Source organism: Plantibacter flavus, assembly GCF_900177615.1.
Classification (GTDB): domain Bacteria; phylum Actinomycetota; class Actinomycetes; order Actinomycetales; family Microbacteriaceae; genus Plantibacter; species Plantibacter flavus.
Genome location: NZ_FXAP01000001.1, coordinates 499,672 through 518,135, shown reverse-complemented (window position 1 = coordinate 518,135; position 18,464 = coordinate 499,672). Strand labels below are relative to the sequence as shown.

The following is an 18,464-nucleotide window of genomic DNA, read 5'->3' as shown; positions in this document are numbered from 1 at the left end:
TCGCGCCTCCGCTCCGGGCTCGGATCGGCACCGTCGATCGAGCGGCATGCGGCGTGCCACCCGAGCGGTGTCGGACGCTGGTGCGAGGGTGAGGACGTGCCACTGGATTTCACCGCCATCGACTTCGAGACCGCGAACTCGTCATCCGCCTCCGCCTGCAGCGTGGGCCTCGTCAGGGTCCGCGACGGGATCGTCGTCGACCGCGCGGGCTGGCTCATCCAGCCCCCTGCCGGACACGACGCGTTCCTCGAGTGGAACACCCGCATCCACGGGATCGTCGCGACCGACGTCCTCGGGGCGCCGGGCTGGGCGGACCAGCTCGACACGCTGCTCGACTTCGCCCAGGGTGACGCCCTCGTCGCCCACAACGCCGGCTTCGACATGGGCGTCATCCGCGGTGGCTGCGCCGCCACCGGCCTCGACTGCCCCGACCTCAGCTACCTGTGCAGCCTCAACGTCGCCCGCAAGACGTATCAGCTCGACTCCTACCGGCTCCCCGTGGCGGCTCTCGCCGCCGGGTTCGACGACTTCCAGCACCACGACGCCACCGGCGACGCCGAGGCCTCCGCGCACATCATCATCCACGCCGCCGCCCGCCACGGCGCATCCTCGATCGCCGAACTCGCGCAGCTCACGAGCGTGAAGATCGGCCGGATCGGGACGGCCGTCGCCGCCTGAGCCCGCGGTCACCGCGCGGCCTCCGACCGATGTCGGCGGCCCCCGACACACTGAGGGCATGGACAGCGCACTCGCCCTCGGGATCGGCCTCCTCATCGGACTCGTCATCGGCGCAGCCGTGGCGATCCTCCTGCTGCAGCGGCGCACCGGCGCGGGTTCGGTCGACCCGGCGCTGCTCGAGGCCAGGCACACCGCCCAACTCGCCGACCTCCGCGGCCAGCAGGCGCAACTCCTCGCCGACGCTTCTGCACGGGAGGCGGAACTCCGTGCCGCGCTGCGCGCCGAACTCGCCGCACTCGACGCCACGGCCGACGGTCTCGGACGTGAGCTGAACGCCCAGCGCGAGCAGTATCGCGAGCTCGCCGAGCGCCACCGCGCCGACGCCGAACGACGATCCCGCCAGGAACACGAGGAGAGCCAGGTCCTGCAGGCCCTCGCGCCCGTGCAGCACAGCCTCGAGCACATGCAGGCGAAGGTCGCGGAACTCGAGCAGCAGCGCAGCCGCCAGCACGGCGAGCTCGCCCAACAGCTGAAGACGGCTTCGGAGTCCGAGGAACGCCTGCGGTCGACCACTGAGTCGCTCGCCTCGGCGCTCCGGAACAACGCCACCCGCGGCGTCTGGGGCGAGACTCAACTCCGGAACGTCGTGGAGGCAGCCGGTCTCACGCAGCGCGTCGACTTCGACCTGCAGTCGAGCATCACGTCCGACAATGTCATCGGCCGACCCGACATGGTCGTGCGACTCCCCGGCGGCAAGTCGATCGCGGTCGACGCGAAGGTGCCGTTCGCCCAGTACCTCGAAGCCAGCACCATCCCGGTGACTGCGACGGGCGAGGAGGCCGCACGACGCACCGCCCTCCTCGCGCAGCACGTGAAGGCCGTGCGGTCGCACGTCGACGCCCTCGCCGCGAAGGGCTACTGGCGCGGCCTCGAGTCGAGCCCGGAGTTCGTCATCTGCTTCATCCCGAGCGAGTCGCTCCTCGCCGCAGCACTCGAGGCCGACGCGAGCCTGCTCGACTACGCCTTCGGCAAACGGGTCGCCCTCGCCTCCCCCGTCAACCTGTGGGCGGTCCTCAAGACGGTCGCGTTCACCTGGCAGCAGGACGTCCTCACCGAGGACGCGAAGCGGCTCTTCGACCTCGGTAAGGAGCTCTACCAGCGGCTCTCGACGCTGTCGGACCACGCCGACCGCCTGCGCCGGTCCATCGAGAGCACGGTCACCAACTACAACCAGTTCGCCTCCTCGTTCGAGACCCGCGTGCTCGTCACGGCGCGCAAGCTCGACGCCCTCGACGAGGCGACGGTCATCGGCCAGGTGAGCCAGAGCGACGCCTCACCGAAGCGCCTCACCGCACCGGAGGCGCAGCCCTCACCGGAGCCGTCCGATGGCGAGCCGAGCGAGCTCGAGACGCGACTCGCCCACCGGCTCCAGGACTGACCGGCACGAACACCGCACGACGAAGCGCCCGGCACCACCGTGAGGTGGAACCGGGCGCTTCGCTCTGCTGGAGGAGCGGCTACAGCCACTTCGCAGCGAGGTGGTCTGCCTCGACACGGCGGATGGTGCCGGACCGCGACCGCAGCACGAGGCTCTCGGTGCGGATGATCGGACCCTTGCGCTGCACGCCGTCGACGAGTTCACCGTGGGTGACGCCCGTCGCGACGAAGTACGTGTTGTCGCCACGGACGAGGTCGTTCGCGCCGAGGACGCGGTCGAGGTCGTGACCGGCCGCGAGCGCACGCTCGCGCTCGGCGTCGTCCTTCGGCATGAGCTTGCCCTGGATGAGGCCTCCGAGCGCCTTCACCGCGCACGCGGTGATGATGCCCTCAGGCGTACCGCCGATGCCGACGCACATGTCGATCCGCGAGTCGTAGCGCGCGGCGTTGATGCCACCCGCGACGTCGCCGTCGAGCAGCAGCCGCGTCCCGGCACCGGCCGCGCGGATCTCCTCGATGAGCTGCGCGTGGCGCGGTCGGTCGAGGACGGCGACGCGGATGTCCTCGGGCTGCTTGCCCTTGGCCTTCGCGAGCTCGCGGATGTTGTCGCCGATGGACTGGCTGATGTCGACGACACCGATGCCGTCGGCGCCGGTGACGATCTTGTCCATGTAGAACACCGCGGACGGGTCGAACATGCTGCCGCGGTCGGACACGGCGATGACGGAGAGGGCGTTCTGGCGGCCGGCGGCGGTGAGGCTCGTGCCGTCGATCGGGTCGACGGCGATGTCGCAGGACGGACCGCGGCCGTTGCCGACGTGCTCGCCGTTGAACAGCATGGGCGCTTCGTCCTTCTCGCCCTCGCCGATGACGACCACGCCGTCGAAGTTGACGGTGCCGAGGAAGGCGCGCATGGCGTCGACCGCCGCACCGTCGGCGGCGTTCTTGTCGCCTCGCCCGATGAACGGCGCCGCCCGGATCGCGGCGGCCTCCGTCGCTCTCACGAGCTCCATGGCGAGGTTGCGGTCGGGCTGCAGATAGTGGGAGCCGGTTTCAGGCTGGGTCACTGGATCCTCCATGGATCGCTCGCCTCGTGGGACACGACGCTTCGGTGGATGAGGGTTTCAGCCTATCGAACCGGGCTGGGAAGGCCGGTGGGTGCGTCTCGATCGAGGCACTTCCGTGACCTCGTCAGCGGGCTCCCGGGACCGACGACGACGGACTCGACGATGGCTGAACCGTCGTCCTCCAGACGCACCCCGGCGAGTTCGGCTCCGGCGGCGAGCGCGGTCGACGTGACGGCGCTGAGCAGCAGCCAGGCGTCATCGCGGCAGAGTTCGTCGAGCGGGACCTCGCGGTCGAGATCCGTCCCGGCATCGACGAGCCGCGCACGTTCCTCCGGCGACTGCGGTGCGAAGCGCGCCGTCATCCAGCCGCCGAGGGCCCGGACCGCGGCAGCCGTGAGGATGCCCTCGGGGGCTCCGCCCACGCCGAGGAGCAGATCGAGGTCGCCGTCGGCGGCCGCGGCCCGCAGGGACAGGGCGACGTCGCCGTCCATGAAGCTCACGAGCTCGGCACCGGCGGCGGTCACGGCCTGGGCGGTCGCCGCGTTCCGAGGACGGTCCTGGACCGCGACCCGCAGCTGTTCGACCGGCCGCCCAAGCCGGGCAGCGAGCCGGTCGAGGGTCACCGCGATCGGGTCGGCCAGCGACAACTCGCGTCCCCCACCGGCGGCGACGAGCTTCTCGAGGTAGTACGCCGGGCCGATGTCGAACATCGCACCGCGCGGGGCGATGGCGATCACGGCGACGGAGTCCGGCTTGCCCGTGGCCGCGAGCTTCGTGCCGTCGACGGGGTCGACGGCGAGGTCGATCGCCGGCCCGGCACCCGTGCCGAAACGCTCCCCGACGAACAGCATGGGCGCCTGATCCTTCTCGCCCTCCCCCACGACGACGCGCCCGTCGACCGGGAGCGATTCGAGCGCCCTGCGGAGCGCATCGACGGCGACCCCGTCGATGCGCATGCCGTCACCGCCTCCGACAAGACCCGCGACGGCGGCAGCGGCGGCCCTCGTGGCGTCGAGGAAGCCGTCGAGGAGGTCGGAGTCCGGAGCGCGCTCGATCATGTCCCCATCGTGCCGTATGCCTCGGAGCCCGAGTCACTAGACTTCAAGGCGAATCGTCCCCACGCAAGGAGAAGACATGCCCGTCGCCACCCCGGAACAGTACGCAGCGATGCTCGACAAGGCGAAGTCGAACGGGTTCGCGTACCCGGCGTTCAACGTCTCGAGCAGCCAGACCATCAACTCCGTCCTCCAGGGCCTCACCGAGGCCGGTTCCGACGGCATCATCCAGGTCACGACGGGCGGCGCCGACTACTTCGCCGGCCACACCGTGAAGAACCGTGCCGCCGGCGCGATCGCCTTCGCGAAGTTCGCGACCGAGGTCGCCAAGAACTACCCCGTCACCGTCGCGCTCCACACCGACCACTGCCCGAAGGACGCGCTCGACGGCTTCGTCATGCCGCTCATCGCCGCCTCCGAAGAAGAGGTCAAGGCCGGCCGCAACCCGATCTTCCAGTCCCACATGTGGGACGGCTCGGCGGTCCCGCTCACGGAGAACCTCGAGATCGCGACCGAGATGCTCAAGCGCACCAAGGCCATCAACGCCATCCTCGAGGTCGAGATCGGCGTCGTCGGCGGCGAAGAGGACGGCGTCAGCCACGATATCAACGAGCACCTGTACACCACGCTCGACGACGCCATCGCGACCGTCGAGGCGCTCGGCCTCGGCGAGCAGGGGCGCTACATGGCCGCCCTCACCTTCGGCAACGTGCACGGCGTCTACAAGCCCGGCAACGTCAAGCTCCAGCCCGAGCTGCTGAAGACCATCCAGGACGGCCTCACCGCCAAGTACGGCCACGGCCCCAAGCCCCTCGACCTCGTCTTCCACGGCGGGTCGGGTTCCACCGACGCCGAGATCGCCGAGGCCGTCGCGAACGGTGTCGTCAAGATGAACATCGACACCGACACGCAGTACGCGTTCACCCGCTCGATCGCCGGCTACATGCTGTCGAACTACGAGGGCGTGCTGAAGCTCGACGGCGAGGTCGGCAACAAGAAGGTCTACGACCCGCGCGCGTGGGGCAAGGTCGCCGAGTCGGCGATGGCCGCTCGCGTCCTGGAGTCGACGAAGCAGCTCGGCTCGTACGGCACCAGCACCTCTTAGTCACCTGCACCAACAGAACGGGCCCGGCATCGCTGCCGGGCCCGTTCTTCGTGTGTGGACGATTACGGCTGCTGCGAGCGGACGTACTCCATGAACGCCGGGTCGGCACCCATGGCCACGGCGAGACAGATCACCACGACCAGGTTCGCCGCGACACCGGCGACGAGCGGGATCCAGAAGGTCAGCCGACCCGCGCGGAGCGACCGGCTCGACAGGATGATGGCGCCCACCCACAGGGCGATCTGGAGACCGAGCGCGAGGATGCCCATGGCGCTCGCGAGACCGTCCGAGGAGTAACCCGAGACACCCATCTGCACGAGTGCGGGGCGGATCAGGCCGGGGAGGTCGAGCAGGCCCGGCATGGTCACGATCAGGCCGACGAGGCCGAGTCCGAGCAGGATCGACGTCGCGATCCGGTCTCCGGCGACGGGTCGTCTGGCGGCCACGGTCGGAGCGCCCGGCTGCACCACCCCAGGCTCGTTCGCCTGCTCACGCGTCTGCTCGCGCAGGGTCGGCTCCTGCTGCTGCCGCGGTTGCCGTTCGACGGGGACGACCGGCGCGATGCCGAGCTCCTCCGCCCGCTGCTCGTCGATGGGCTCGGCGATCCGGGCACGCTGCTCCTCGGGGGACGCGTACTCACCGAACTGCGGACGGGGGCGGGATTCGCTCATGGTCGACGCCCTCCCAGGGCGCGCGGATCGGTCGTGCCGGCAAGGTCCTTGCGCAGCTCCTTCGGCAGGGAGAACATGAGGTCCTCCTCGGCCGTCTTGACTTCCTGCACCGCGCCGTAGCCGGCTCCGGAGAGTTCTTCGAGGACCTCGTCGACGAGGACCTCCGGCACGGAGGCGCCGCTGGTGACACCGACGGTCACGACGCCGTCGAGCCAGGCCTGCTGGATCTCGTGCGCGTAGTCGACGCGGTACGCGGCCTTCGCGCCGTACTCGAGGGCGACCTCCACGAGGCGCACCGAGTTGGAGGAGTTCGCCGACCCGACCACGATCACGAGGTCAGCGTCCTGGGCGACCTTCTTGATGGCCACCTGACGGTTCTGGGTCGCGTAGCAGATGTCGTCGCTCGGCGGGTCCTGGAGCTTCGGGAACCGCTCGCGCAGGCGGCGGACCGTCTCCATGGTCTCGTCCACTGACAGCGTGGTCTGCGAGAGCCACACGACCTTGTCGGGGTCGGCGACGACGAGGTCGTCGACGGCTTCCGGGCTCGTGACGAGCGTGACGTGGTCGGGCGCTTCACCGGCCGTCCCCTCGACCTCCTCGTGCCCCTCGTGTCCGATGAGCAGGATCTCGTAGTCGTCACGGGCGAAGCGCACGGCCTCGCGGTGGACCTTGGTGACGAGCGGGCAGGTGGCGTCGATCGCGAGCAGCCCGCGGTCGGCGGCGGCATCGACCACAGCTGGCGAGACACCATGCGCGCTGAAGACGATGTGCGCGCCGGACGGCACCTCGTCGACCTCTTCCACGAACACCGCGCCCTGCGCCTCGAGCTGATCGACGACGTGCACGTTGTGGACGATCTGCTTCCGGACGTACACCGGCGCACCATAGTGCTCGAGGGCCTTCTCGACGGCGACGACCGCACGGTCCACGCCGGCACAGTATCCACGAGGGGCGGCGAGCAGGACGCGCTTCTCACCGGCGACGGGGAGGTCTGCGAGGCGTCCGGCGATGCGTCGGAGCCTCGGCATGCCGAGGCCGATGGCTGGGGCGTCGCGGAGATCGGTCACGTGTGGATTCTACGCGGCAGCGCTCGGGAGTCGGCCGTGAACGGCCGGGTGGTCCGCGACCCCGCACCGTCGGTGCTCGCGGCTAGGCTTGAGGGATGAGCGATGCACCGGCCACCATGGAAGCCCCCTGGCCGGTCGCGCTCCTCGGCACGAAGCTCCGCGACTACATCGACCGCCTCGGCACGGTCTGGGTCGAGGGCGAGATCACGCAGTGGGGCGCCTCGGGCGGCAACGTCTACGGCAAGCTCAAAGACCTCGAGATCGATGCGACGGTCGGGTTCACCATCTGGTCGTCGGTCCGCGCGAAGATCCCCGCCGATCTCAAGCAGGGCGACCACGTGGTCGCGTTGGTCAAGCCGAACTACTGGCTCAAGGGCGGCACGCTCACCATGCAGGTCATGGCGATGAAGCACGTCGGCATCGGCGACCTCCTCGAGCGACTCGAACGACTCCGTCGGCAGCTCGCCGAGGAGGGGCTCTTCGACGCGTCGCGCAAGCGGCCGCTCCCGTTCCTCCCGCAGTGCATCGGGCTGGTCACCGGCAAGGACTCCGACGCCGAGAAGGACGTCCTGCGCAACGCGGAGCTGCGCTGGCCGTCGGTCCGGTTCCGCGTCGTCCACGCCGCCGTCCAGGGCGACCGCACCCCCGGCGACGTCGTGAGCGCTCTGCAGACGCTCGACGCCGACCCCGAGGTCGACGTCATCATCGTCGCTCGTGGCGGTGGCGATTTCCAGAACCTCCTCGGGTTCAGCGACGAACGCGTGGTCCGAGCCGCGGCCGCCTGCACCACGCCCCTCGTGAGCGCCATCGGCCACGAGGCGGACCGCCCGCTGCTCGACGACGTCGCCGACCTCCGCGCCTCCACACCGACCGACGCCGCCAAGCGGGTCGTCCCCGACGTCGCGGAGGAGTTCGCTCGCGTGCAGCAGACCCGCGTCCGGTTGTCCTCCCGGGTGACCTCGTTGCTCGGTCACGAGATCGACCGACTCGCGACCCTCCGCACCCGTCCCGCGCTCGCCGACCCGTCCTGGATCGTCGACTCGCGGGCGGACGAGCTGACCCGCACGGTCGCCAGGGGTGCCGAGCTCATCGACCGCGCCGTCGAGCGCTCCCAGCGCGAGGTGACGGAACTCCGCGCGCACCTCCGCGCCCTGTCGCCGCAGCGCACGCTCGACCGCGGCTACGCCATCGTCCAGCGAGCGGACCCGGAGGCCGGCGTCCCGGGTGGCGCGGTCATCCGTGCGGAGGCCGACGCCCCCGCCGGGACGGAGCTCCTGGTCACCCTCGCCTCCGGCGCGATCGGCGCCTCCAGTACCGGCCCGGCCACGGCTGCCGCCCGGACCGACGACGAATAGGATAGAAGCATGCCAACCCCCTCCGATGTCCAGGAGCTCAGCTATGAGCAGGCACGCGACGAGCTCGTGCGTGTCGTGTCCGAGCTGGAGCAGGGCTCGGCGTCGCTCGAGGACTCCCTCCGACTCTGGGAGCGCGGCGAACAGCTCGCCCAGCGCTGCGAGGAATGGCTGATCGGCGCGAAGGCGCGGCTGGACGCGGCTCGCGCCGCCCAGCTCGGATCCGGTACTCCGGACGCATCGCGGTGAAGGACACCAAGCCGCCGCGCGTCGTGGCCGAGCTCGGCCGCCCCGAGACGCCGCAGGAGACCGCCGACCGCAAGGCGGAGAACTCCCGCCTGTACCGCTCGCGCAAGACCGTCAACAACCTCGTCCTGTCGCTCCTGGCCACGGTCGGCCTCGTGGTCGTGATCGTGCTCGCCGTGCCACGAGGAGAGGCCCCGGAACGCCCGACCGTCGACTACGCGCAGCTCGCCGGTCAGGCGCAGCCCGACCTCCCCGTCCCGCTCCTCACTCCTGAGCTCGGCGACGACTGGGGCAGCAACTACGCCGACGTCCGCACCACAGCCTCACCGGTCGCGGGCACGCCCGACATCCGCTCCTGGAACGTCGGACTCATCTCCCCCGACGACGAGTTCGTCGGCCTCGTCCAAGGCGTGGACGCCAACGACACCTGGCTCCTCGCCGAGCTCGACGAAGCCCGCCCCACCGGAACCGTCACGATCGACGGTGTCGAGTGGGTCGAATACGCGAACGGCAGCGGCTCCGACGACGGCAACGTCGCGTACGCCCTGTCGACCGTCGCCGGGCGGAGCACGATCGCCGTGTTCGGCACGGCGAAGCCCGAGTACGTCCTCGATGTCGCACGTTCCGTGCGCACCGGGGTCACCGCCAACCTCGACGCCCCGTCGGGCGCCCCTGCAGAAACGGACTCCGAATGACCCAGAAGCGCCCCGGTGCCGTCTGGCGCGAGATGCAGCGCGGTAACGCGCGGTTCGTCGCCGGTCAGCCCGCCCACCCCCGCCAGGACGTCGAACGCCGCGCCACGCTCGCGCACTCCCAGGCCCCGGAGGCGGTCATCTTCGGCTGCTCCGACTCCCGCCTCGCGGCCGAGATCATCTTCGACAAGGGACTCGGCGACCTCTTCGTCGTCCGCAACGCCGGCCAGATCGTCTCCGACTCGGTGCTCGGCACCCTGGAGTACGCCGTCGGCGTCCTGCAGGTCCCGCTCATCCTCGTGCTCGCGCACGACGAGTGCGGCGCCGTCCGCGCGGCCATCGACTCGCAGATCGAGGACGCCACCCCGCTCCCCGCGTACATCGACCAGCTGATCCAGCAGATCGTCCCCGCCGTGACTGCGGTCGCCGGCCCTGCACCGATCGACGCCGCATCCGTCGACACCTCCGAGGTCGGGCGACGCCACCTCCGTCGCACCGTCATGGAGGTCGTCTCGCGCTCCGAGCTCATCAGCGACGCCGTGGCGGCAGGGACGGTCGCCATCATCGGCGCGAACTACAAGCTCCTCGAGGGCACCGCCGTCGCCGACATCGTGATCGGCGACGTCACCGTCCCCGAATGACCTCCACCCCGCTCACCGACCGGTCGAGCGCAGCACCACCGCAATCGCACGAAGGAGAACGAACAGCGTGGTAGACAACTCAGCAACCGAGTACCGCATCGAACACGACACCATGGGCGAGGTGCGGGTCCCCGCGAACGCGCTCTACGGTGCGCAGACGCAGCGGGCCGTCGAGAACTTCCCGATCTCGGGCAGCGGGCTCGAGTCGGCGCAGATCGCCTCGCTGGCCCGGATCAAGAAGTCCGCGGCACTCGCCAACGCCAAGCTCGGCGTCCTCGACCAGGGTGTCGCCGACGCGATCGCCGCAGCGGCCGACGAGGTCATCACCGGCGCTCACGACGCGCAGTTCCCGGTCGACACCTACCAGACCGGCAGCGGCACCTCGTCGAACATGAACATGAACGAGGTCCTGGCGACGCTCGCGAGCGCGCGCCTCGGCAGCCCGGTGCACCCCAACGACCACGTCAACGCCTCGCAGTCCTCCAACGACGTCTTCCCGACCTCGGTGCACATCGCGGTCACGAGCGCCCTCATCGACGACCTCATCCCGGCCCTCGACCACCTGGCCGTGTCGCTCGAGCGCAAGGCCGAGCTGTGGAAGACCGCGGTGAAGCCCGGCCGGACGCACCTCATGGACGCCACGCCGGTCACCCTCGGCCAGGAGTTCGGCGGCTACGCCCGGCAGATGCGTCTCGGTATCGAGCGTGTGCGCACGGCGCTCCCCCGCGTCGCAGAGGTCCCGCTCGGCGGAACCGCGACGGGCACCGGCATCAACACGCCGAAGGGCTTCCCCCAGCTCGTCATCGAGCTGCTGGCGCAGGAGACCGAGCTGCCCATCACCGAGGCCCAGGACCACTTCGAGGCCCAGGGCGCACGCGACGGACTCGTCGACGCCTCGGGAGCCCTCCGGGTCATCGCGGTGAGCCTCACGAAGATCTGCAACGACCTCCGCTGGATGGGCTCGGGCCCGAACACCGGTCTCGGCGAGCTGCACATCCCCGACCTCCAGCCGGGATCCTCGATCATGCCCGGCAAGGTGAACCCCGTGATCCCGGAGGCCGTCCTGATGGTCGGCGCCCGGGTCATCGGCAACGACGCGACCATCGCCTGGGCCGGCGCCTCGGGCTCCTTCGAGCTCAACGTCGCGATCCCGGTCATGGGCACGGCGCTCCTCGAGAGCATCCGTCTCCTGTCGAACGCGACCCGGGTCCTCGCCGACAAGACCGTCGACGGTCTCGAGGCCAACCTCGACCGCGCTGCGGCACTCGCCGGCTCCTCGCCCTCGATCGTCACCCCGCTGAACAAGATCATCGGCTACGAGTCGGCGGCGAAGATCGCCAAGCACTCCGTCGCCAAGGGTCTGACCGTCCGCGAGGCCGTCGTCGACCTCGGGTTCGTCGAACGCGGCGAGATCACGGAGGAGCAGCTCGACACGGCGCTCGACGTCCTCTCGATGACGCACCCTGGCTGAGTCGACCCGCTCGTCGAACGACAGAACGGCCCCGGAACCCTCGCGGTTCCGGGGCCGTCTCCATCCGTGTGGTCACGCCGAGGCGGCGATCGCGCTCCAGCAGCCGAAGAGCAGGAACGGGCCGAACGGGATGCGCGTGCGCCAACCGGCGGAGCCACCACGTGAGCGTGCGAGGAACACGACGACCACACCCGCGAGGCCGGCCGAGGAGACCGACACCATCGCGAAGAGCAGTACCGCTGACATCCCGAAGCAGCCGACCGCGAGGCCGAGCAGCGCGCCGAGCTTCACATCCCCCATGCCCAATCCGCCGAAGACGGCGCACACGTACAGGACGGCACCGACCGCGAACCCCATCAGCAGTGGTTGGAGCGGGGCCACCCCGCGCATTGCGGCATCGACCGCTGTGAGCGGCACCGCGATGGCGAGCGCCGGCAGCACGAGACGGTTCGGGAGCCGCCGCTCCGTGACGTCGATGCGCACGAGCGGCGGCGTGATGCAGGCGAGCCACACGAGCACGATGGCGACCGGACGCGGCTCGGGGCCGAGCCTGGCCACGGTGACGGCCACGAGCAGCAGCGTCGAGCCGACCATCGCCGCGGTGGTGACACGCGGGCGGGGTCGCGTGCCGGAGGAGGTCGGTCGCGAGGGCATCCCGTCAGGATAGGAGGATCCTCGTGCAGGCCTTCGGCGTTCTCCACAGGCGGCCGGGGTCGGCGGGGCGGGCCTCGCGAGCCGGCCCCACCGACGGCCGCTAGGCCAGCTCGTTCCCTTCGAGCATCTCGGTCACGAGAGCCGCGATGGCCGAGCGCTCCGAGCGCGTCAGGGTGACGTGCGCGAACAGCGGGTGCCCCTTGAGCGTCTCGATCACCGAGGCGACGCCGTCGTGTCGGCCGACGCGCAGGTTGTCGCGCTGGGCGACGTCGTGCGTGAGGACGACCCGCGAGTTCTGCCCGATCCGGCTGAGGACCGTGAGGAGGACGTTGCGTTCGAGCGACTGCGCCTCGTCGACGATCACGAAGGCGTCGTGGAGCGACCGGCCGCGGATGTGCGTCAGCGGGAGCACCTCGAGGATGCCCCGCTCCACCACCTCGTCGAGCACGTTCTGTGAGACGACCGCGCCGAGCGTGTCGAAGATCGCCTGTCCCCAGGGGTTCATCTTCTCGCCCTGGTCGCCGGGCAGGTACCCGAGCTCCTGGCCGCCGACCGCGTACAGCGGGCGGAACACCATGATCTTCTTGTGCGCCTGTCGCTCGAGGACGGCCTCCAGACCCGCGCAGAGGGCGAGCGCGGACTTCCCCGTCCCTGCTCGACCTCCCAGCGAGAGGATCCCGATCTCGGGGTCGAGCAGGAGGTCGATCGCGAGCCGCTGCTCGGCCGAGCGTCCGTGCAGACCGAAGACGTCGCGGTCGCCGCGGACGAGCTTGTAGCTGCGCTTGCCCGTGACCCGCCCGAGTGCGGATCCCCGGTCGGAGTGGATCACGAGGCCCGTGTTGATCGGCAGGTCCTCGATGATCGGAGTCGTCCCCTCCTCGCGCTCCCACAGCGTGCTCATGTCCTCGGAGCCGAGGGTGATCTCGGACATGCCCGTCCAGCCGGAGTCGACCGCGAGTTCCGCCCGGTACTCCTCCGCCTGCAGACCGATGGAGGCCGCCTTGACCCGCAGCGGCAGGTCCTTGGACACGACCGTGACCGTCAGGCCGTCGTTCGCCAGGTTCAGCGCGACAGCGAGGATGCGCGAGTCGTTGTCGCCGAGCTGGAGACCGGACGGCAGCGAAGCCATGCTCGAATGGTTGAGTTCGACCCGCAGGGATCCGCCGTCACCGACGGGGATCGGGAAGTCGAGGCGTTCGTGCTCGATGCGGAGCTCGTCGAGGATGCGGAGTGCCTGACGTGCGAAGTAGCCGATCTCGGGGTCGTTGCGCTTGCCCTCGAGCTCGCTGATGACGACGACCGGGATGACGACGGCGTGCTCGGCGAACCGGAAGAGCGCCTTGGGGTCCGACAGCAGCACGGAGGTGTCGAGCACGTAGGTGATCTCGGCCTGCGCCTGATCTCCCCCGCTCGCCGTGTGGTCGGCGGGTCGCCGGCTCGGTCTCGTCGACGCGTCCCGCGTCTCGGTCCCGCCTGACGTGTTCTGGATTTCTCGCGAGGCCACAACCACTCCCACCCCGAGCATCTGATGCTCGGATCACTGTGCGAAACGGCCGCCTGCAGGGTTTCGAGCCGAACTTGTGTGGCCGTCTCGACCGGGCTCCATGCCCGATGAGATGAACGTACGTCCGGCCGCCGACATCGACGCGACGACACGCCCCGTGTCCTGTTACGGGGAGGTGAACAGATGGGGGCCGTCTCCTGGCCCGCCGGTGGTCGGACGGCGGCTCAGTAGCTCGCGGCCGTCGCGAACGAGAGTAGCGCACCGCGCAGCTGGTCCAGCGTCTGCCGGCTGGTACCGGCGTGCACGCTGAGCCGCACGGCCCCGGCGCGCATCGTCGCGGTGACGCCGTGGTTCTCGAGCGAGGTCCACAGCGTGTCGAGGACGGACTCCTCCGGCTCCAGGACGACGATGCCCGCGCGTTCGTGCTCGTCTCGCGAGGAGACCACCGCGACGCCGAACTCGTCCGCGAGCTCGATCACCTCGGCCGTGAGCTCGGCGATCGCGGCGTGGACCGTCGCGGTCCCGACGGCGACCGTATCCTCCAGGGACGCCGCGAACCGCGCCGCCGCCAGCGGGTCGGGCCTGGTGATCGAGTACGCGCGCGACGATCGGCTCGGTGCCGGGGTCGCGCTGAACGGCCAGGCCTCGTCGGTGCCGGTCACGCCGGAGAAGACCGGCTCGAGTCGCTCGACGGCGCGGTCGCTCAGGGCGAGGAATCCGGTGCCCCAGCCGGCCCGCATCCACTTCTGCCCGCCCGAGGCGACCACGTCGGCGACGGCGTAGGGGGCGTCGACCACACCGAAGCCCTGGATGGCGTCGACGATCAGGAGGCGGTCGCCGATCACCTCGCGGACGGCTTCGAGGTCGCAGACGTAGCCGGTGCGGTAGTCGACGAGGCTCACGGCCACGGCGGTGACGGTGTCGTCGAGCTGCTCGCGCACGCTCTCCGCCGTCACGTGTCCGCGTCGTGTCTCGAGCCATCTCGGCGTGAGCAGGTGCCGGTGCTCGGCGGCCCGCTCCGCGGCGAGCGGCAGCGTGGGGTATTCCAGACGGGAGAGCAGGACGGTGCCGCTCAGGCCGAACATCGCGTGCATCAAGCCCTGCGAGGTATTGGGCTGGGCGACGACCTGGTCGGCTCGGAACCCGGTGAGCGTCCCGACGGCGGTCCGCATCCGTTCGTCCTGCCCGTCGACCGCGCCGAGCGTGCCGGGTGTCGCGCTCGCGAGCACGTCGTTCCAGCGGGCGGCCTCGAGGACGGCGGATGCGGCCAACGGACCGACACTGCCGTAGTTGAGGTAGCCGGCGACCTCACCGAACCCCGCTCGGAAGGTCTCCAACCCGGACGCCGTCTCCGGCTCGTCCGGCTCCGAGGCGGGCGTGGACCGGCTCATCCGCCGAACCGCCGCTGCCGCCTGGAGAAGTCGCGGAGGGCGCGGAGGAAGTCGACCTCGCGGAGGTCGGGCCCGAGCGCTTCGACGAAGTAGAACTCGCTGTGGGCGCTCTGCCAGAGCATGAAGTCGCTCATCCGCTGTTCGCCGCTGGTGCGGATGACGAGGTCGGGGTCGGGCTGGCCTCCGGTGTAGAGGTGCTCGCCGATGAGGTCGGGGGTGAGCAGCGCCGCGAGGTCTTCCAGGCTCCGACCCTCGAGGTGGTGCTTGGCGACGATCGCGCGCATCGCGTCCACGATCTCGGTGCGACCGCCGTAGCCGACCGCGAGGTTGATGTGCATGCCGGAACGGTCGGCCGTGCGCTCCTCCGCGCTCGTCAAGGCCGTGCGCAACGACTCCGGGAGTCCATCGCTCGAACCGACGTGCTTCACGCGCCAGTCACGGTAGTGCGAGAGCCCCTCGGCGAGGTCGGCGATGATGTCGACGAGGTCGTCCAGCTCGTCCGGTGCGCGGTTCACCAGGTTGTCGCTCGACAGCAGGTACAGGGTGACGACGCCGATACCGAGGTCGTCGCACCAGGTCAGGAACTCGCGCATCTTCGCCGCACCGGCGCGGTGCCCGTGCGCCGCGGTGTCGTACCCGAGCTGCTTGGCCCACCGCCGGTTGCCGTCGATGATCATCGCGACATGGTGCGGCAGCGTCTGCGGAGTGAGCGCCTTCCGGAGGCGCCGTGCGTAGACGCCGTACAGGAAGCCGTCCACCGGTGCGGAATGCCTCGTCATCACCCTGCAACGCTAGTGCAGTTTCCTGCATCGCTCCCAGTACGCGTTCCGTGCCACCCCGTATCCTGGACCCATGACGAGTGGAGATCCCGAGCTGCCGAAGCTGCCGTTGCTCGAGGTCGCCGCCGACGATGCCGCCGCACCGGAGGAGGTCAAGCCGACCTGGCGCGGATGGCTGCACGCCGGGATCTTCCCCATCTCGATCGTCGCCGGGATCGTCCTCGTCGTGCTCGCACAGGGTGCGGCCGCGAAGTGGAGTTCGACGGTGTTCGTGCTGACGTCGATGCTGCTCTTCGGGAACTCGGCGTTGTACCACCGGTTCTCGTGGCGCCCCTCGGTCAAGCTCCTCCTCAAGCGGATCGACCACGCCAACATCTTCCTGTTGATCGCCGGCACCTACACGCCGCTCGCCGTGCTCGCGCTCCCACCGGCGCAGGGCAACCTCCTGCTCGTGCTCGTCTGGGGCGGCGCGCTCCTCGGCATCGGTTTCCGCGTGTTCTGGATCAACGCCCCGCGGTGGCTCTACGTCCCGCTCTACCTGGCGCTCGGGTGGGGTGCGGTCGCCTACCTCGGCGACATCGCCCGCGGCAACTTCGCCACGATGGTGCTCATCGCCGCCGGTGGCCTGTTCTACACGGTCGGCGCGGTCATGTACGCGATGAAGCGGCCGAACCCCTGGCCGGGACGGTTCGGGTTCCACGAACTCTTCCACCTGTGCACGGTGCTCGCGTTCCTCTGCCACTGGACCGGGATCCTGCTGATCGCGATCGACCCGGTCTACAACCGCTGACGACCGGCGGCTTGCCGCGCGACGCGTCGCGGTGCTGGTGTCAGCGGGCCGACTGGTCCGACGGCGGACGAGAGTCGTCCTCGACGCCTGCGGGGCCCGCCTCACCGGTGTCGCTCCCCGCACGGTCCGCAGCTGCCCGCTCGGCGACCTCGGCCTGGAGCCGCTCGTCGATCTCCGCGCGGTAGTTGACCCGGCGCACACGACGCACCATGTCGATGACGAGGAACACGACGACGCCGGCGATGGCGAAGGTGATCACGAAGCCCCACGGTCCCGGCGTCACCTGGTTCTCATCGAACGCCGGCGAGGGCGACGGCGACGGCGTGACCGCCAACAGGACCTCGGTGAACAGGTGGTGCATCATGCGCTTCCTTCGCTGGTGTCGATGCCGTCGAACAGCTCCGACTCTGGGGTGGTCGACGCGACGTGCGACGTGACCAGTTGGTAGTCCTCGAACGGCCATGCGGCACGGAGGACGTCGTTGGGCCAGAAGAAGAACGGTGAGTCTGGCGGCACCTGGCTGCCGTGCGCCCGGAGCGCGGCGTCGCGCGCCTCGAAGAAGTCGCCGACGCGCACGTGCGTCGTCGCGAGATCCGGCCGGCCGGCCATCCACTCGCGCATCTCGGCCAGTCGCTCGACCGCCGGGTCGTCGGGGTGGTGCTCCAGCAGGTAGGCGTACACGGCCTCGAGCCGGGCGGGGCTGAACGAGCGGTCGTAGTACAGCTTGTCGACGCGCCAGGGGTCGCCCGCTTCTGGATAGCGCTTGGGATCGGCTGCCGCTTCGAACGCGGCGACGCTCACCTCGTGGCACCGGATGTGGTCGGGGTGCGGGTAGCCCCCGTTCTCGTCGTAGGTGATGATGACCTGCGGTCGGAAGGAGCGGACGATGCGCACGAGCACACCGGTCGAGACTTCGAGGGGGATGTCGGCGAAGCTCGCGGGTGGGACCGTGCCGTCATCGCGGGCCATCCCGCTGTCCTGGTAGCCGAGCCACCGGTGCTCGATGTCGAGGATCTCCTGCGCCGCGGCCATCTCGAGGCGACGGTAGCCGGGGAGGTCGCGCTCGATCATCGCGACGTCGGCGAGTCCGGGGTTCTGGAGGTCGCCGCGTTCACCACCCGTGCAGCTGACGACCATGACCTCGGCGCCGAGGCTCCGGTAGTGCGCGAGGGTCGCCGCCCCCTTGCTCGACTCGTCGTCGGGGTGCGCGTGCACGGCGAGCAGTCTCATGGTCATGGTGCTCCGCCTTCCGGCTGGTCTGCGCGAGCCGACCGCTTCGCGACTCGTGACGTGACGACGCGGTCGGGACTCCGCATCCAGGAAGAGGCAATACGCTTGAGGTGTCGACCTCGAGGCGTCTCGCACTCCTGGTCCAGCTTAACCGTTCGAACCGGAGCCCGTGACGTGACCTCTCCCCTGCAGGATGCCGGCCCTCAGGACGCCATCGCGGCGCGATACGGACGCACCCCTGGCAACCGTGCCCGCGACCGCCGCCTGATCTGGCTGGCCGCCGCAGCGTTCGCCGTCGTCTTCGTCGCGTGGGTCGTGTGGGCCGGTCTCGACGGCAGTCGGCCGAGCATCGAATCGCGCAACACGGCGCACGAGATCGTCGACGACACGATGGTCAGCGTCTCCTTCGAGGTCACCGGTCCGCAGGACACCCCCATGGCCTGCTCGGTCCAGGCGCTCAACGAGCAGTTCGCGGTCGTCGGATGGAAGGTCGTCGAACTGCCGCCGTCCGAGCTGCGTACCCGCACCTTCACGGAGAGCGTCCGCACCACGGAGCTCAGTAACACCGGCGTCGTCGACACCTGTTGGGTGGTTGAGCGCCGCTCCTGACCCGCGACGGCGTCGGCGCGTGCAC

The 18,464-nt window shown here is 70.1% G+C and carries 20 protein-coding genes; 10 read left to right on the top strand and 10 right to left on the bottom strand.

All coding sequences use genetic code 11. The features are described from left to right. Window positions 1–96: 96 nt before the first annotated feature. Together B9Y95_RS02470 and B9Y95_RS02465 are read left to right on the top strand one after the other, a co-directional pair. Window positions 97–678, top strand: a complete 582-nt coding sequence (locus tag B9Y95_RS02470) for an exonuclease domain-containing protein (RefSeq protein WP_064296572.1) — start codon at window positions 97–99, stop codon at window positions 676–678. Between the two features lie 58 nt (window positions 679–736). Then, window positions 737–2,116 (top strand): DNA recombination protein RmuC, encoded by a 1,380-nt coding sequence (locus B9Y95_RS02465; protein WP_085510493.1) that lies wholly within the window; start codon window positions 737–739, stop codon window positions 2,114–2,116. 79 nt (window positions 2,117–2,195) lie between these two features. On the opposite strand, the gene glpX is transcribed toward B9Y95_RS02465, so the two are convergent. Both glpX and B9Y95_RS02455 read right to left on the bottom strand, forming a co-directional pair. Next, window positions 2,196–3,194 carry a class II fructose-bisphosphatase gene (glpX, locus tag B9Y95_RS02460; RefSeq protein WP_064296437.1) on the bottom strand — a complete coding sequence of 333 codons (999 nt, stop codon included), beginning with the start codon at window positions 3,192–3,194 and terminating at the stop codon, window positions 2,196–2,198. 50 nt (window positions 3,195–3,244) lie between these two features. Next, complete coding sequence (locus B9Y95_RS02455; RefSeq protein ID WP_085510492.1) at window positions 3,245–4,240, bottom strand: fructose-bisphosphatase class II; 996 nt, start codon at window positions 4,238–4,240, stop codon at window positions 3,245–3,247. Window positions 4,241–4,316: 76 nt separating this feature from the next. On the opposite strand from B9Y95_RS02455, the gene fbaA reads away from it, so the two are divergent. Continuing rightward, a complete protein-coding gene (gene fbaA / locus B9Y95_RS02450; RefSeq protein ID WP_085510491.1) occupies window positions 4,317–5,342 on the top strand; it encodes a class II fructose-bisphosphate aldolase in 1,026 nt (341 codons plus the stop codon). A 62-nt stretch (window positions 5,343–5,404) separates the two neighbouring features. Here fbaA and B9Y95_RS02445 read toward each other — a convergent pair whose 3' ends face one another. Both B9Y95_RS02445 and B9Y95_RS02440 read right to left on the bottom strand, forming a co-directional pair. Further along, complete coding sequence (locus B9Y95_RS02445) at window positions 5,405–6,013, bottom strand: DUF6264 family protein (protein ID WP_085510490.1); 609 nt, start codon at window positions 6,011–6,013, stop codon at window positions 5,405–5,407. Beyond that, complete coding sequence (locus tag B9Y95_RS02440; RefSeq protein ID WP_071261248.1) at window positions 6,010–7,041, bottom strand: 4-hydroxy-3-methylbut-2-enyl diphosphate reductase; 1,032 nt, start codon at window positions 7,039–7,041, stop codon at window positions 6,010–6,012. The genes B9Y95_RS02445 and B9Y95_RS02440 overlap by 4 nt, the downstream gene beginning before the upstream one ends. Before the next feature lie 134 nt (window positions 7,042–7,175). Here B9Y95_RS02440 and xseA point away from each other — a divergent pair, with 134 nt between their 5' ends. The 5 genes from xseA (at window position 7,176) to B9Y95_RS02415 (ending at window position 11,482) form a co-directional block, all read left to right on the top strand. Further along, window positions 7,176–8,435: an exodeoxyribonuclease VII large subunit gene (xseA, locus tag B9Y95_RS02435; RefSeq protein ID WP_085510489.1), complete on the top strand. Its 1,260-nt coding sequence runs from the start codon at window positions 7,176–7,178 to the stop codon at window positions 8,433–8,435. A 9-nt stretch (window positions 8,436–8,444) separates the two neighbouring features. Continuing rightward, window positions 8,445–8,681: an exodeoxyribonuclease VII small subunit gene (locus B9Y95_RS02430; RefSeq protein WP_064296575.1), complete on the top strand. Its 237-nt coding sequence runs from the start codon at window positions 8,445–8,447 to the stop codon at window positions 8,679–8,681. Continuing rightward, on the top strand, window positions 8,678–9,373 hold the full coding sequence (locus B9Y95_RS02425) for a DUF4245 domain-containing protein (protein ID WP_159453319.1): 696 nt from the start codon (window positions 8,678–8,680) through the stop codon (window positions 9,371–9,373). Before B9Y95_RS02430 ends, B9Y95_RS02425 begins: the two co-directional genes overlap by 4 nt. After that, window positions 9,370–10,011, top strand: a complete 642-nt coding sequence (locus tag B9Y95_RS02420) for a carbonic anhydrase (protein ID WP_085510488.1) — start codon at window positions 9,370–9,372, stop codon at window positions 10,009–10,011. The genes B9Y95_RS02425 and B9Y95_RS02420 overlap by 4 nt, the downstream gene beginning before the upstream one ends. Window positions 10,012–10,078: 67 nt before the next feature. Then, a complete protein-coding gene (locus B9Y95_RS02415) occupies window positions 10,079–11,482 on the top strand; it encodes a class II fumarate hydratase (RefSeq protein ID WP_085510487.1) in 1,404 nt (467 codons plus the stop codon). Between the two features lie 72 nt (window positions 11,483–11,554). Here B9Y95_RS02415 and B9Y95_RS02410 read toward each other — a convergent pair whose 3' ends face one another. From B9Y95_RS02410 to B9Y95_RS02395, 4 genes are all read right to left on the bottom strand, one after another. Next, window positions 11,555–12,136: a prepilin peptidase gene (locus B9Y95_RS02410; protein ID WP_085510486.1), complete on the bottom strand. Its 582-nt coding sequence runs from the start codon at window positions 12,134–12,136 to the stop codon at window positions 11,555–11,557. A gap of 100 nt (window positions 12,137–12,236) precedes the next feature. Next, complete coding sequence (locus B9Y95_RS02405) at window positions 12,237–13,520, bottom strand: PhoH family protein (protein WP_370282231.1); 1,284 nt, start codon at window positions 13,518–13,520, stop codon at window positions 12,237–12,239. Between the two features lie 344 nt (window positions 13,521–13,864). Beyond that, on the bottom strand, window positions 13,865–15,031 hold the full coding sequence (locus B9Y95_RS02400) for an aminotransferase class V-fold PLP-dependent enzyme (RefSeq protein WP_085510484.1): 1,167 nt from the start codon (window positions 15,029–15,031) through the stop codon (window positions 13,865–13,867). Then, on the bottom strand, window positions 15,028–15,810 hold the full coding sequence (locus B9Y95_RS02395) for an isoprenyl transferase (RefSeq protein ID WP_085510483.1): 783 nt from the start codon (window positions 15,808–15,810) through the stop codon (window positions 15,028–15,030). Before B9Y95_RS02395 ends, B9Y95_RS02400 begins: the two co-directional genes overlap by 4 nt. Window positions 15,811–15,883: 73 nt before the next feature. On the opposite strand from B9Y95_RS02395, the gene trhA reads away from it, so the two are divergent. Next, complete coding sequence (gene trhA / locus B9Y95_RS02390) at window positions 15,884–16,600, top strand: PAQR family membrane homeostasis protein TrhA (protein ID WP_085510482.1); 717 nt, start codon at window positions 15,884–15,886, stop codon at window positions 16,598–16,600. Between the two features lie 40 nt (window positions 16,601–16,640). Here the strand turns inward: trhA and B9Y95_RS02385 are convergent, their stop codons facing one another. Beyond that, entirely contained in the window at window positions 16,641–16,964 is a 324-nt protein-coding gene (locus B9Y95_RS02385; RefSeq protein ID WP_085510481.1) for a hypothetical protein, read from the bottom strand. Continuing rightward, entirely contained in the window at window positions 16,961–17,836 is an 876-nt protein-coding gene (gene mca, locus B9Y95_RS02380; protein WP_085511030.1) for a mycothiol conjugate amidase Mca, read from the bottom strand. The genes B9Y95_RS02385 and mca overlap by 4 nt, the downstream gene beginning before the upstream one ends. Window positions 17,837–18,004: 168 nt before the next feature. Between mca and B9Y95_RS20610 the strand changes: the two genes are divergently transcribed. Beyond that, window positions 18,005–18,439 carry a DUF4307 domain-containing protein gene (locus B9Y95_RS20610; protein ID WP_159453318.1) on the top strand — a complete coding sequence of 145 codons (435 nt, stop codon included), beginning with the start codon at window positions 18,005–18,007 and terminating at the stop codon, window positions 18,437–18,439. Window positions 18,440–18,464: the final 25 nt, after the last annotated feature.

Bases quoted from the DNA above. Each gene is read 5' to 3' on its own strand.
- B9Y95_RS02465 (WP_085510493.1), top strand. From the start codon at position 737: ATGGACAGCGCACTCGCCCTCGGGATCGGCCTCCTCATCGGACTCGTC.
- glpX (WP_064296437.1), bottom strand. From the start codon at position 3,194: ATGGAGGATCCAGTGACCCAGCCTGAAACCGGCTCCCACTATCTGCAG.
- B9Y95_RS02455 (WP_085510492.1), bottom strand. From the start codon at position 4,240: ATGATCGAGCGCGCTCCGGACTCCGACCTCCTCGACGGCTTCCTCGAC.
- fbaA (WP_085510491.1), top strand. From the start codon at position 4,317: ATGCCCGTCGCCACCCCGGAACAGTACGCAGCGATGCTCGACAAGGCG.
- B9Y95_RS02445 (WP_085510490.1), bottom strand. From the start codon at position 6,013: ATGAGCGAATCCCGCCCCCGTCCGCAGTTCGGTGAGTACGCGTCCCCC.
- B9Y95_RS02440 (WP_071261248.1), bottom strand. From the start codon at position 7,041: ATGCCGAGGCTCCGACGCATCGCCGGACGCCTCGCAGACCTCCCCGTC.
- xseA (WP_085510489.1), top strand. From the start codon at position 7,176: ATGAGCGATGCACCGGCCACCATGGAAGCCCCCTGGCCGGTCGCGCTC.
- B9Y95_RS02430 (WP_064296575.1), top strand. From the start codon at position 8,445: ATGCCAACCCCCTCCGATGTCCAGGAGCTCAGCTATGAGCAGGCACGC.
- B9Y95_RS02420 (WP_085510488.1), top strand. From the start codon at position 9,370: ATGACCCAGAAGCGCCCCGGTGCCGTCTGGCGCGAGATGCAGCGCGGT.
- B9Y95_RS02410 (WP_085510486.1), bottom strand. From the start codon at position 12,136: ATGCCCTCGCGACCGACCTCCTCCGGCACGCGACCCCGCCCGCGTGTC.
- B9Y95_RS02400 (WP_085510484.1), bottom strand. From the start codon at position 15,031: ATGAGCCGGTCCACGCCCGCCTCGGAGCCGGACGAGCCGGAGACGGCG.
- B9Y95_RS02395 (WP_085510483.1), bottom strand. From the start codon at position 15,810: ATGACGAGGCATTCCGCACCGGTGGACGGCTTCCTGTACGGCGTCTAC.
- trhA (WP_085510482.1), top strand. From the start codon at position 15,884: ATGACGAGTGGAGATCCCGAGCTGCCGAAGCTGCCGTTGCTCGAGGTC.
- B9Y95_RS02385 (WP_085510481.1), bottom strand. From the start codon at position 16,964: ATGATGCACCACCTGTTCACCGAGGTCCTGTTGGCGGTCACGCCGTCG.
- mca (WP_085511030.1), bottom strand. From the start codon at position 17,836: ATGACCATGAGACTGCTCGCCGTGCACGCGCACCCCGACGACGAGTCG.